Source organism: Bacillus sp. 166amftsu, assembly GCF_900107445.1.
GTDB classification, from domain to species: domain Bacteria; phylum Bacillota; class Bacilli; order Bacillales; family Bacillaceae_G; genus Bacillus_A; species Bacillus_A arachidis.
Genome location: NZ_FNQA01000012.1, coordinates 18,270 through 31,206 on the forward strand (window position 1 = coordinate 18,270; position 12,937 = coordinate 31,206).

The 12,937-nt window shown below is 38.3% G+C and carries 13 protein-coding genes; 8 read left to right on the top strand and 5 right to left on the bottom strand.

Annotated elements, in window-relative coordinates; translation table 11 throughout:
- The first annotated feature begins 6 nt into the window (after positions 1–6).
- A complete protein-coding gene (rocD, locus tag BLV40_RS20530; RefSeq protein ID WP_026590489.1) occupies positions 7–1,197 on the top strand; it encodes an ornithine aminotransferase in 1,191 nt (396 codons plus the stop codon).
- Between the two features lie 34 nt (positions 1,198–1,231).
- On the opposite strand, the gene BLV40_RS20535 is transcribed toward rocD, so the two are convergent.
- Positions 1,232–1,735: an HXXEE domain-containing protein gene (locus tag BLV40_RS20535; RefSeq protein ID WP_280138937.1), complete on the bottom strand. Its 504-nt coding sequence runs from the start codon at positions 1,733–1,735 to the stop codon at positions 1,232–1,234.
- The gene (locus BLV40_RS20540; RefSeq protein WP_139265587.1) at positions 1,707–2,606 is read right to left on the bottom strand and encodes a fumarylacetoacetate hydrolase family protein; all 900 of its coding nucleotides are present in this window, start codon (positions 2,604–2,606) and stop codon (positions 1,707–1,709) included. The genes BLV40_RS20535 and BLV40_RS20540 overlap by 29 nt, the downstream gene beginning before the upstream one ends.
- Positions 2,607–2,847: 241 nt before the next feature.
- On the opposite strand from BLV40_RS20540, the gene BLV40_RS20545 reads away from it, so the two are divergent.
- The 7 genes from BLV40_RS20545 (at position 2,848) to gerPF (ending at position 5,186) form a co-directional block, all read left to right on the top strand.
- Positions 2,848–3,027: an aspartyl-phosphate phosphatase Spo0E family protein gene (locus BLV40_RS20545; RefSeq protein ID WP_090693404.1), complete on the top strand. Its 180-nt coding sequence runs from the start codon at positions 2,848–2,850 to the stop codon at positions 3,025–3,027.
- 170 nt (positions 3,028–3,197) lie between these two features.
- Entirely contained in the window at positions 3,198–3,419 is a 222-nt protein-coding gene (locus BLV40_RS20550) for a spore germination protein (protein WP_026590493.1), read from the top strand.
- Between the two features lie 16 nt (positions 3,420–3,435).
- Positions 3,436–3,627 carry a spore germination protein GerPB gene (locus BLV40_RS20555; protein WP_026590494.1) on the top strand — a complete coding sequence of 64 codons (192 nt, stop codon included), beginning with the start codon at positions 3,436–3,438 and terminating at the stop codon, positions 3,625–3,627.
- An 83-nt stretch (positions 3,628–3,710) separates the two neighbouring features.
- Positions 3,711–4,325, top strand: a complete 615-nt coding sequence (locus BLV40_RS20560; protein ID WP_026590495.1) for a spore germination protein GerPC — start codon at positions 3,711–3,713, stop codon at positions 4,323–4,325.
- A 6-nt stretch (positions 4,326–4,331) separates the two neighbouring features.
- Positions 4,332–4,526, top strand: a complete 195-nt coding sequence (locus BLV40_RS20565) for a spore gernimation protein GerPD (RefSeq protein WP_090693406.1) — start codon at positions 4,332–4,334, stop codon at positions 4,524–4,526.
- Positions 4,527–4,538: 12 nt separating this feature from the next.
- The gene (locus BLV40_RS20570) at positions 4,539–4,925 is read left to right on the top strand and encodes a spore germination protein GerPE (RefSeq protein ID WP_026590497.1); all 387 of its coding nucleotides are present in this window, start codon (positions 4,539–4,541) and stop codon (positions 4,923–4,925) included.
- Between the two features lie 45 nt (positions 4,926–4,970).
- Complete coding sequence (gene gerPF, locus BLV40_RS20575; RefSeq protein ID WP_001141566.1) at positions 4,971–5,186, top strand: spore germination protein GerPF; 216 nt, start codon at positions 4,971–4,973, stop codon at positions 5,184–5,186.
- 84 nt (positions 5,187–5,270) lie between these two features.
- On the opposite strand, the gene BLV40_RS20580 is transcribed toward gerPF, so the two are convergent.
- From BLV40_RS20580 to addB, 3 genes are all read right to left on the bottom strand, one after another.
- A complete protein-coding gene (locus BLV40_RS20580; protein ID WP_090693410.1) occupies positions 5,271–5,564 on the bottom strand; it encodes an RNA polymerase alpha subunit C-terminal domain-containing protein in 294 nt (97 codons plus the stop codon).
- A gap of 76 nt (positions 5,565–5,640) precedes the next feature.
- The gene (addA, locus tag BLV40_RS20585; protein WP_090693412.1) at positions 5,641–9,366 is read right to left on the bottom strand and encodes a helicase-exonuclease AddAB subunit AddA; all 3,726 of its coding nucleotides are present in this window, start codon (positions 9,364–9,366) and stop codon (positions 5,641–5,643) included.
- Positions 9,363–12,875 (bottom strand): helicase-exonuclease AddAB subunit AddB, encoded by a 3,513-nt coding sequence (gene addB, locus BLV40_RS20590; protein ID WP_090693415.1) that lies wholly within the window; start codon positions 12,873–12,875, stop codon positions 9,363–9,365. The genes addA and addB overlap by 4 nt, the downstream gene beginning before the upstream one ends.
- Positions 12,876–12,937 lie beyond the last annotated feature (62 nt).

Consider the following 12,937-nt stretch of genomic DNA (forward strand, 5'->3'; position numbering starts at 1 on the left):
ACAATCATGATTCAAACAAAAGATATTATCGAACTAACAGACACATACGGTGCAAATAACTATCATCCACTTCCAATCGTTATTTCTAAAGCAGAAGGTGTTTGGGTAGAAGATCCTGAAGGAAATCGCTATATGGACTTACTTAGTGCATATTCTGCGGTAAACCAAGGACATCGCCATCCGAAAATTATTAATGCGTTAATCGATCAAGCAAACCGTGTTACGTTAACTTCTCGTGCTTTCCATAGCGATCAATTAGGTCCTTGGTACGAAAAAGTTGCGAAATTAACACATAAAAATATGGTACTCCCAATGAATACAGGTGCGGAAGCTGTTGAGACCGCAATCAAAACAGCTCGTCGCTGGGCATATGACGTGAAAAAGGTAGAAGAAAATAGAGCTGAAATTATCGTTTGTGAAGATAACTTCCATGGTCGTACAATGGGTGCTGTTTCTATGTCATCCAACGAAGAATACAAACGTGGATTCGGACCAATGCTTCCTGGTATTGTTGTGATTCCTTACGGTGATTTAGAAGCATTAAAAGCAGCGATTACACCAAATACAGCTGCATTTATTTTAGAGCCAATTCAAGGAGAAGCAGGTATTAACATTCCACCAGCTGGATTCTTAGAAGAAGCTTACAATGTATGTAAAAAAGAAAACGTTTTATTTGTAGCTGATGAAATCCAGACTGGTTTAGGTCGTACAGGTAAATTATTTGCATGTGATTGGGATAACGTAATTCCTGACATGTACATACTTGGTAAAGCACTTGGCGGCGGTGTATTCCCAATCTCTTGCGTTGCTGCAAACAGCGACATTTTAGGCGTATTCGAGCCAGGTTCTCACGGTTCTACGTTCGGTGGTAATCCACTTGCATGTGCTGTTTCTATCGCATCTCTTGACGTATTACTAGATGAGAAACTAACAGAGCGTTCTCTTCAATTAGGTGAAAAATTAGTAGGACAATTAAAAGAAATTGATAATCCGATGATCACAGAAATTCGAGGCAGAGGATTATTTATCGGAATCGAATTGAACGAGCCTGCTCGTCCATATTGCGAAAAGTTAAAAGCAGCTGGCCTTTTATGTAAAGAAACACATGAAAATGTAATCCGTATTGCACCACCTCTTGTAATCTCTGAAGAAGATTTAGAGTGGGCATTCCAAAAAATTAAAGCGGTATTATCTTAATCAAAACAAGCTGCCTTTTACGAGGCAGCTTGTTTTATGAAACAATCACTCTTGAGAAAAGTAATATCCCGACGATAACTGGAAATAGAAGCAACATACCTGCTATACAGGAGACAATCACATGTTTTAATTTCCACCAATCACTTCTTATCCCTTTCCGAAACCAAAACAATGAAAACGGTATAATGAATATTACTGCCGTTACCAATCCTGGAACATATCTTTCTGCCAAGATTGTTCCGCCAATGTGAAACAATCCATTCATAAATATCATTTCTTGTATAACGAGCAATGTATAAAGCGTAAATTTCTTTCTAACTATCAAATGAGCATATGCACATAAAAAAACAATACTTGTTAGTAAACATACTGCTATCAAAAAATGTTGTTTCTGCATCATATTTTCTTCCATATGAATCGGTTGGACATATTTCATTTCCGGGAAAAAATAATATTCCTCAGCATTATGAAATGCAAATAATATAGGGATGGGCCAAATGGATAAACGGTTATTTAACTTCGTTTTGAAGTGTTCCAATATGTTGTACTGTAACCGTTACTTCATCACCAGCATGTAAAAACTTGGGTGGTGTAAACCCCTTCCCAACTCCCGCTGGTGTTCCAGTCGCGATTATGTCCCCAGGCTCTAACGTCATCCCTTTACTTACAATAGAAATAATATCTTCTATTGTAAATATCATATTTGCTGTATTTGAAATTTGGCGAAATTCCCCGTTCACTTTTGTTTCAATGTTTAATTTGTTTGGATTTTCAATTGCATCCTTATGAACTAGATACGGCCCCATTGGGCAAAATGTATCAAAACTTTTCCCTAAGAAAAATTGTTTATGTTTTCTTTGAATATCTCGAGCAGTTACATCATTTACAATTGTATAACCAAAAACATGTTCAAGCGCCTTCTCTTTTGCGATTTGCTTTCCGCGTTTTCCAATTACAATTGCTAGTTCCCCTTCATAATCTAGTTCATTCGTTGCATGCGGATGACTGTGGATCTTTTCTTCATTCCCAATAACCGTCGTTGGTGCCTTGGTAAAAATCATAATATCCTTTGGAACAGATTCCTCTCCGCCCATTTCTATCGCATGTTCACGGTAATTTTTTCCGACGCAAAGAATATTTTTTCTCGGCCTTGGAATAGGTGCCAATAGCTTCACATCTTGTAGAGGGTAATACGCCGTTGTTTCATTCTCCTTTGCCCAGTTTACAATTTCTTTTACTTTTTCAATAAAAGCATTTCCCTTTTCGATACACTCTAACATTGTAATAGGAATTGTAATTTTTTCGCCTTTTTGTCGTTGCACTTCTCGAATATGCAGCACTGTTTCTTCATGCTCATCCACAATACCAACAAATACCTTCTCTTCCTTCTTCACTGTAACAAACCGCATTATTTCCACTCTCCATCCTAAAACTCATACAATGTAATTGTATTCGCATTCCTTTAAAAAAAACCTGCCAATACATTTTAATTTTTACAAAACTCCCTACTCTTCACACCGCTCAATGCTATTTTGGAATAAAATGTAGAATTTTTGCTTTTTTTATCGAAGTTGTTTCTTTTTTATGGAATTTTTGTATAATATGTACTACATATATAGTCAAAATTTATAAAGAGATGGAGCCGATTCTATGTTTGAGCAAGCGATTGAAAAAAAACGTGAAAAAATGATATACTTTGCTGAACGCTACGGAATAACTTCTCAAAAAACAGTGGATTGTAGCCAAGAACTGGACAGGCTCTTAAATGTTGTTTGGCTGATGAAAGTAAATTTCGTCCAAACGCATACTATAGACAGACACACACAATGAAGTGTGTGTCTTTTGTTTGAAAAAAGACACATTTTAATGAAAACGCCCATACAATAATAGAAAAGAATATTTATCCTGCCTTAAGGGGCAGTAAAACCTCCACCGATTAAAGTTTCACTTTATCGTTTCTTTAACAGCAAAAAAAATATTATCTATGAAAGGTGTTTGCTATGCCAGCAATGGTTGGACATATTCATATCGTTAACATTGGATCGAGTGGTATTTTTCATATTGGAGATGTATTTGCAATCAGGCCGATTAGTTACTCTCGTGCTTTTGCAGGAGCTGGTTCTTTTAATGTAGGAGAAAGTATCTCTGTATACAATTATCAAAATACAACAACCGTCAATGATACTGACGTGATTGATCAAGCTATAATCGGATCCAACTAAAGGAGGCGATTCGTAAGTGAACTTTTATGTACAACAAAGTATTATCATTAACAAAATAAGAATTGATAGTATTACAACATCATCCGTTTTTCAAATTGGAAGTTCCGGTAGCATTAAAGCATTATCTAAATTTTCTAATACCGGCGGATTTACAGCGCCACTTCGTCCCTTGAAATCAAAAGGACAAATTCTTTCTATTAAACCATGATGGGTTCTTCTTAGGCTCTTTATGTCATAAACATATAGAGCAAGCATACACATCCCTCCCTATTGAAAAGGAGGTTTCATACAGTGAATCAAGATATATACATTTACCTACAACAATTTCAACAAGTTCTTCAAAAACAACAAGAAACAATTTATGCATTAGAAGAACAAGTACGTAGACTAACAGAAGAACTTGATGAACTAAAAAGCCGGCCCTCCTCTTCTATAGGAAAAGTAGAATATAAATTCGATCAATTAAAAGTAGAAAACTTAAATGGTACGTTAAATATCGGCTTAAATCCATTCTCAACCAAAGGACAGCAAATTGAAGATTTTGAGGTAGATACAGAAACATTAAAAGTAAATCCAGAGACACAAACAAACCCTGATTTTTATCAAGATATTATTCAAGAGATGCATCGCTATTTAGACGAAGAAGCATATAGCAGAATCCTTCATTTTGAACAAGAACAGCGGACGCCGCTCGATGATATGTATCGACAAATGATGATTGATGATATAAAAAAGCAAATGGAACATCGTCTTCCTTATTATTTATCACAAGTACAGCCGTATGAGGACATTACATCAAACCCCGAGTATATGAAAGACGTAATTATTCAGGCTATGAAGCAAGATATCGATAAAGCGTTCCTTTCCTTTATTCAGCACATACCGAATAATTTTCGAAAGGAGTAAATTCATATGAATTTTACCGTTGTCAATCGTGAAATAAAAGTTGGGCAGGTTAAAACGAATGGGGTATCTTCAGCTGCACTTTTTTTAATCGGTGATGCGAATCTCCTAATTCTCTCTTCTATTCTCGATACACCTTTCGAGTCAGTGACTGAAGGTCCATTTGTACCTCTCGTAACTGCGGTGCCTTCTACTCCAGGTTAAGGAGGGGGCTTCATGCTTCGTCACATTTCAATTGTTCATCAACCCAAAGTTATTTCTATGGGGAATGCTGGTGTTTTTCAAGTTGGTGATGCGAACCAGATGGAATTAAAAACCCGAGCTCTTATCGTACACCGTGAAATTCCTTACTATTTTAAAAGTGAAGGAAGATTCGAGGATTTTAAAATCTTTACAGATGAGTACATTACAATTCCCAAAAGATCGACAGATGTCAAAATGAATATTATAAATGAATGCCCCTTTATTGAAGTAAATGATGTTACGATTCGTACCTTATTAAATTCTGGCTGCTTTCAAATCGGCTCAGTTGATTATGTATTTAGTAATTCACGTATTCACCAAATGCGCCAATATATTTCAGATGAACATTTCAACAAATAAATCATATAGTGATGTTAAAGAAGACTGCTGAAGTAGGTGAATAACATGCCCTCTGTCGTTGGGAACCTCGTTGTTCAAAATAGTAATGGCTCTTTTAACTTAGGTGATTTCTATAATGTATCTCCAAAAGAAAATACAAAGGCATATAACGGGTCAGGAGCATCAAATGTTGGTTTTGTAGTCAATACATTTAACGGTGTCAGTGCAACGAATACATTTGATTCAGATGTTGCGGATCAAGATCAAATTGGAACAGCTTAAAAAAAGTAGGAGAAAAGTCTCCTACTTTTTTCGTTCTATTGCTTTTCATGTTCTCACTTCAATAAGTGTAATCATTCTTATTGTTTAGTCTTTGAATGATAATCCATGTTCCTTCAAAGCAGTTCTAAGCTTAGGTAAAGATGCTGGTCCCATACCGTGCAGTTGTAAAATCTCTTTCTCACTATATTTTGAGAGCCGCTGCAAAGAAGTTATTTCCTTGTGTTGGAGCGCTCTTCTCGCTGGTGCCGAGAGAAGTGAAAGAAATCCACTTTCTGGTTTTCGTTCCTTCTCACAGATTGGGCAAGAAGGACAGTCGCTACTTTTATAGTATTGATGTCCACTGTCACAAGCCCTTAAACTTTTTTTGGATGCTACCATTTTACATAGCTCCTTTCTAAAGTTACATCTTTCCTCTTTTCACATTTATACTTTGCTGTATATTTCACTCACTTTTTTAATCAACATGTACTATGTGATTCCCATCAAAGAAGTATAAATATTTCCCCTTCACAGGATGATGTAAGCTTTTCTCTAGCGCTTTCGCATATAGATTAATTTGCACTTTATAACGGTCTTCTAAAATAGGTCGCGCTTGATCGTATCCACCCGGAAAACGCCCTTCAATTGTATCTGTTTTAAAATCAATTAATACAATCCCATCTTCCTCTTCTATCATACAATCAATAACCCCTTGGACAAGTATAGATTCTTTGCTCTGACCTTCCCACTCTTGATATGCCTCTTTTGCTGAAAGCATCATCGTAAAGGGCACTTCACGCTCTACACTCTTCGCAGCTAACACACGTTTACCAAGATCCGTATCAAAAAATGCTACAATTCGATCAATCGCAATTTCTTCTGCTTGCTCAAATGTTAGTAATTCTTTATTTACCATTTCCGCAATTTGTTCTTTGATTGTTTCTGGTGTAATCGTTTTTTGTAAATTAACATGCTGCATGACGGCGTGGACAGCTGTCCCTCGTTCAGCGTAGGTCAACCCCTTTTTCTCCATAAAGCGAGGTCGCGTTTTTATAGGAGCACGAAGTTTTTTAATAAAAGCATGATCACTTCCATCTTCTGACTGATAATTCCGCTTTATTTCCGTAACAGATTGCTTCGCCCGGTGCATTGTTGCACCTTCATGCGCATATTCCCATGTTAAACGAGCATACACTTCTTCTTTTCGTTCACTTTCTAGCGGCACAGTTTTTTTCTCACGAAGTGCTTCTAACAATTCTTGCTTCTCTTCTTGTACTGGTTCAGGTGCAAGTAAAGTGCTACCATCAACGACTTCCACTTTCCAGCTCGCATCGTATTCATAAATTTCATTTGGTATATTTCCTTGTCCAAGTTCAAGAAGCATTTCACTATTACGATGTCTATATAGTGACGGCGCAATCCAATCTAAGTAACAAGATGCACCCGCACGAAGATAATCTGGTAATAACCAATCTGTATGCTCTCTTGCATCAAGCCACTTTTCCATTTCTTTTGCTTTATCTTTCACTGTACCAATTAAAATTAACTTCTCTTTCGCACGCGTTAAAGCAACATATAATACGCGCATCTCTTCCGCAATAAGTTCCATCTTCATTTTACGTTTAATGGCCAATTGCGATAGCGTCGTATATTTAATTCGCTTACGAGGATCAATAAACTGTGATCCAAAACCGAAATCCTTGTGTAATAAGAATCGTTTCATTAAATCTTGTGTATTAAAACGGCGTCCAAGTCCCGCTACAAATACAACCGGGAACTCTAACCCCTTACTTTTATGAATCGTCATAATTCGCACAACATCTTCTTGCTCGCCAAGCGCTCTCGCTGTTCCCATATCATCCCCGCGCTCTAAAATCCGCTCAATAAAGCGAAGGAAACGGAATAACCCGCGGAAAGATGTTGCTTCATACTGCCTTGCCCGGTCGTATAATACGCGTAAGTTAGCCTGGCGCTGTTTTCCTGCTGGAAGACCACCAACAAAGTCATAATAACCTGTCTCACGATATACTTTCCAAATCAAATCAGAAAGTGATTGCTGGCGTGCAAATTCACGCCATCCTTGCAGAAGGTTATAGAACCATTGTAGTTTTCCGTGTAATTCCGCCTCTTCCTCAAGTGGCGCTCCTTGTAAGAAGGAACGCATTACTTCATAAAACGAACCTTTCTTTTCATGAGCACGAAGCATCGCAAGCTCCTCATCATGTAACCCAACAATTGGGGAACGTAGTACAGCGGCAAGCGGAATGTCTTGCATCGGATTATCGATTACGCGAAATACATTCATCATAACGGTCACTTCTGTTGCTTCAAAATAACCCGTTGCAAGCTCAGCGTAAACAGGAATACCTTGCAACTTTAATTCTTCCATAATTTGAGGAGCCCACGGCATCGAGCGAAGTAAAATAACAAAGTCACGATATTTCACCGGGCGCATGCTATCTGTTTTACGATCGTATACTTCATAACCCGAATCCACCATCGCTTTAATTCTCCCGGCCATTAAACGCGCTTCCAGCTGTGCTTTTTCTACTTCGACACCGTCTTCTCCCTCTGCCGATTCTTCACCCTCAGACTGATGAATACATAATAGCTCAGCCGCTACATCTTCCCCTTCTGGATAACTTGCACCTAACTTTAGTTCAGCATCGGCGTCATACTCAATTTCCCCGACCGTTTCGCCCATAATTTGTTTAAAAATAAAGTTCGTACCGGCTAACACTTCGTGACGACTACGGAAGTTTTTCGCTAAATCAATCTTCATACCGCCGTCTATTCCTTCAGCCGTAAAACGTTTATATTTCCCTAGGAAAAGGCCCGGTTCTGCTAGTCGGAATCGATAAATCGATTGTTTTACGTCGCCAACCATAAACAGATTACCTTCTTGCTCAGAGTCTTTCGTTACAAACTTAATAATCGACTCCTGGACAAAGTTTGTATCTTGATATTCGTCGACAAGTACTTCAGTAAATTTATTGCGATATTGAAGCGCAACCGGTGACGGACGAAGCTCACCATTTTCTGTACGTTCACTTAAAATTTGTAAGCAAAAATGCTCTAAATCTGTGAAATCAACCATTCCTTTATCACGCTTGATCGCTTGGAATCGCTCCGTAAATACTTTTACAATCTGAACAAGCTTTTCTAGTACAGGATGCATTTCCTTAAAATCACGTAAAAAACTTTCTGGTTTTCGGCTAAACAACTCTTCTTGTAACTTCTTCACTTCATCTTTTGCTTTATTTCGAAGTGAATCTACTTGTTTTACAATCTCTTCATTGTAGTCACTCTTCTTAATACGCTTTAGCGTTTGCCACGAAACATTTTGCATCGCTTCATAGACACTTGTCCAAGACTGATGTGCTGCACTAGATAACGTTCCGAGTAACACCAAATCTGCTTGTAATGTCTCCATACGGGGTGCTGGCCCATCTGGAAGCATAGTAAGTTCAATTGCTTTTTGAACATGCTTTTCGGCAGTTTCTAGCTGAAACTTCACATCTTCTAATAAGTAAGAAGCATACGTTAAATCCTCAATTGATTTTCCTTCCACATCATATGCTTCCACTAGCTTATCAAGCCATTTCTCTGGATCTGGATGTGCTCTTGATTCTGTATGAAGCGCTAAAATCATGCGCTGCAAGTCATCATCACTTCGGTCACTCGTATAGCGATCAACAAGCTCAAAGAAAATATCATTTCCCTCTGTGCCATATTCCTCTTCTAATATGTCATCTAATACTTCTTCTTTTAATAATTCATTTTCTGTCTGGTTTGCAATGCGAAAACGGGGATCAACGTCGAGCATATAGTAGTACGTTCGAATAACTTGTAAACAGAACGAGTGAATCGTTGAAATCGATGCTTTATTCAATAAGCTGAGCTGCTTACGAATATGCCCTGACCCTGGATCATCAATTAATACTTTTTCTAACGCTTCGCCAATTCTGTTCTTCATCTCTTGCGCTGCTGCATTTGTAAATGTTACGACAAGCAGACGATCTACATCAACTGGATTCTCAGCATTAATAATTTTGCGAATCATTCTTTCTACAAGTACAGCTGTCTTTCCTGACCCAGCTGCCGCCGCCACTAAAATATCACGGCCATCTCTGACAACTGCCTTCCATTGATCATCTGTCCATTGACTACCTTCAGGTTTCTGTGGCCAATTCTCTATCATTCGCCAACCTCCTCTCTCATTTTCTCCATCGCTTCACTATCTTTCATATCTTTTAACGTACGGAACTCATTATCTTCAAGCGATTCATCAAACTGACAAACAGAGCGGAAATTACAGAACGTACAAGCAGCCTTATTCCCCATTTTATACGGTGCAATATCAATCACACCTTCTGTAATGTCTTTCCCGATGTTTTCAAATGTATGATGCACATATTGCTGTAAAGTTGTAAATTCTTGTTCACTTGCAATGCTAGAACGCGCGCTAAAACTACCATCTTTTTTCAGACCAGCAGAAATAATGTCTGAACTTCCCGTACTTAACTTATTGTCCATCAATCGAACAACATCCGCATCTCCTAACACGAGACCTTTCATTTTAAATTTCTTTAAAATTTCTTTTTCAATTTCTTCTTCCGAAGCATCGCCTTTCATTTCCACAATCGGGTTATGAATATGGAAATATAGAACACCAGCAGGTGATGCCGCCTGTCCCTTTTTCATCCACGTATTTGCATTTGAAATGACAACGTCTAAATACGTTAACATTTGAAGTGCTAAACCATAATATACTTCTGTTAAATCTAACGCTTTCGTGCTTGATTTATAATCAATAATCCGCAGGAACGTACCGTTTTCATCTTCCGCTTTATCTACGCGGTCAATCCGGCCAACAACTTCCATTTTCACACCGTTTGCGAGTGTAAACTCCATCGGCGGAAGTGAACCTGTCCCGCCCATACCGAATGGAACCTCTAAGTCAACTGGCACGAATCCACTAGACTTCGCATGTTCACGAAGGATAAGTGACGTACGGAAAATAATTTGCTGCAGTTTTTGTTTTAAATAATGATTCCGATTTGAACTTAATAAAATTTGCCTTTGCAGAAGCGGTGCGATTTCTTCAATTACTGCCGCAGACAAATGCTCACACTCTTTAATCGATAAATCAGCCCAAGTGCGATTTTCCCTAAGTAACTTATCTGCAATTTTCTTTAGTGCCGCATGGAATAATTCACCGATATCCGGTGCATCTAATTTGAAAATATCACGCTCTCTTAGTGATAATCCATGCTGTGCAAAATGAGCATACGCGCAGCGATTAAATAGTTCCATACGAGAGACGCTTCCTTTAATTGTATCTCCGTATAGATTTCTACTTACAACTGGGCTGAGTTTCTGTGCACGGTTTCGATAAAATAAACTAGATAATACCCGACTACTTTTTTGCTTCCACTCGGGCGATGTAACATAGAAGTTATATACATCCCACCAAAAATCAAGATTTCCTTCAAAACCGTATCGTTTCCAGTTTTGTAATTGTTGCGTTACATATGACAAGGTAACTTCTGGCGTTGCTACATACGAAATTTGCGCCTGACGAGACAAGTCATTCACATCATTCGTTACAAATACTTCTTTAATAGAAGGGAACATTCTTTTCACTTTCTTAATAAAGCTAGATGAAAGTAACGTTTTTCCTTCTTCATCCGCGAGTGGACAAGAAATGTATAGCTTCTCAGAAGCACGAGTTACTGTTTGATAAATCACAAATTGCTCTTCTAATAAAGTCTGCCTTGTTGTCGGCGCTAATTCTACACCAGCTGTGGTGAGAAGCTCTCTTTCTTCATCTGATAACATGCCTTCATCTGAAGGGGCTGCTGGAATGATTCCTTCATTCGCACCAATTACAAAAGTTGCACGAACATTCGATAACCTTGATCGATCAATATTTGCAATAAGCACTTGGTCTAAAGAAGGCGGGATATTTGCAAATTGAAGTGCCTCAAGCCCAGTTGTCATTACATCGATAAACATCGAAAGAGACATCTTTTCTTCACCAAGCATCTCTACAAATGTATCAAGAAGGTTCATGACTTCTTCCCAAACTTGATCATGGTCACTTGCAAATAAGAAATTCCCCTCTGCCTCAGCACGCATACGCAAATCTTCTAGTTTTTTAGGAACATCTAATTCTTCTAAAAACAAATATACCGCTTCACACATCTGTACAATTGAACCGGAACGTTTTAAGCGTTTCTGCAAACGAATAATCGGTGTTCGTACCACATCACGAAGGCGGTTTATTTTCTCTTCCATTTCACGTTCACTATCTGTTTGCGCTCCAAATGCCCCATCTAACGAACGATAACGGCGATATGTCCACGGTTCATCTGCCGTCCATCTCTTTCCTTGTACGCCATATGCTAAACAGTAATTTTCAAACGCGTCCATTTCTTCACGCATTGATTCTTTTCTTACATCTAACGGATATAGCAGTTCCGTTTTTATACAGCGGAATATCGCATCATAACGCCAATTTCCGCTAATAATTTCTAGCGTAGAACGAATACATTCAATTAATGGGTGATGTGACATCGGGCGCTTCTCATCGATAAAATGCGGAATATCATAATCCGTAAACAATGTTTTCATTACATCATAATAGCTTTCTCCGTTTCGAAGAAGAACCGCAATATCTCTGTAGCGATACTCCCCTTCCGCAACAAGTCTGCGAATTTCTCTAGCTACACCTTCAACTTCTGCTCGCAAGTTTGCCGCTGTATATAATGTAATATCTGGTTCACCTTGAAACTTTTTAGCAGGACGAGATTCAAACTCAGCTTCTAAATGTGCTAGTGCTGGTGAGCAAAAACGCGGCTGTTCTCTCAGCGAAATCGTATTTTCAATTGCAATTTTCTCCTCACGTGCTAACTGTTTCACTTTTTCATACGTAAGCACGGTTTGATAAAACAAATCTAATTCACTTACTGGCTGTGCTAACGTTTTTTCATCTACTGTTAACGTAACTGTAATTCTTGCTCCGCAAAGCATAAGCCTTCTAATAATTTCTAATTCCCCAGGTGAAAAGGAATGGAACCCATCTATATAAATTTCTGCACCTTTTACATAGTCCGAACCAGGAAGCTTTTCTACAAGTAACTGTAAATAATCTTCTGAATCTAAATATTTACCAATTAAAGCCCGTTCAAAATCATCATATAAAAGCTGAAGATCGTACATTTTATTTGCTAATAATTTTTGTTCATCACCACTTGAATGAGTATCTAATTGTTGCCACATCTCATATACATTCGATGGCGTTACATTATAGCGTTTAAACTCGGAAATCATACTGCCTAAGTGTTCAAAAAAGCCATTTTGTTCTGCTGCTTTTTGAAACACATATAATCCTTCCTTACGCGATTCTACAATTTTGCGCAGTAGCATATGTACGCCTGCCTCATCAATATGAAGACGGCTTGCGCCACCAACTTCTTGCAGAACCTTCCACGCTAACCTTGAAAAACTAAACACTTGCGCCCTGATCGAGCCGCTAACTTCTTCATTTCCTATTAATGCTTGCTGCGTTTGGAACGTCATTTGTTCCGGTACAAGATATAAAATGGTTTCGCCTCTTGGACGCTGTCTTAATTCTTCTTGTACTTCGTGTAAACAAAATGTACTTTTTCCACTTCCAGCCCGTCCAATCACAAATCGTAGCGACATGTAATCCCCACCTTCCATTGACATAACGAACGTTAGTTTGATATCATCCTTGTATTATAGCA

What these genes read in the sequence shown, in the direction of transcription:
- rocD (WP_026590489.1), top strand. Translation starts at nt 7, where the DNA reads ATGATTCAAACAAAAGATATTATCGAACTAACAGACACATACGGTGCA.
- BLV40_RS20540 (WP_139265587.1), bottom strand. Translation starts at nt 2,606, where the DNA reads ATGCGGTTTGTTACAGTGAAGAAGGAAGAGAAGGTATTTGTTGGTATT.
- BLV40_RS20545 (WP_090693404.1), top strand. Translation starts at nt 2,848, where the DNA reads ATGTTTGAGCAAGCGATTGAAAAAAAACGTGAAAAAATGATATACTTT.
- BLV40_RS20550 (WP_026590493.1), top strand. Translation starts at nt 3,198, where the DNA reads ATGCCAGCAATGGTTGGACATATTCATATCGTTAACATTGGATCGAGT.
- BLV40_RS20565 (WP_090693406.1), top strand. Translation starts at nt 4,332, where the DNA reads ATGAATTTTACCGTTGTCAATCGTGAAATAAAAGTTGGGCAGGTTAAA.
- BLV40_RS20570 (WP_026590497.1), top strand. Translation starts at nt 4,539, where the DNA reads ATGCTTCGTCACATTTCAATTGTTCATCAACCCAAAGTTATTTCTATG.
- gerPF (WP_001141566.1), top strand. Translation starts at nt 4,971, where the DNA reads ATGCCCTCTGTCGTTGGGAACCTCGTTGTTCAAAATAGTAATGGCTCT.
- BLV40_RS20580 (WP_090693410.1), bottom strand. Translation starts at nt 5,564, where the DNA reads ATGGTAGCATCCAAAAAAAGTTTAAGGGCTTGTGACAGTGGACATCAA.
- addA (WP_090693412.1), bottom strand. Translation starts at nt 9,366, where the DNA reads ATGATAGAGAATTGGCCACAGAAACCTGAAGGTAGTCAATGGACAGAT.
- addB (WP_090693415.1), bottom strand. Translation starts at nt 12,875, where the DNA reads ATGTCGCTACGATTTGTGATTGGACGGGCTGGAAGTGGAAAAAGTACA.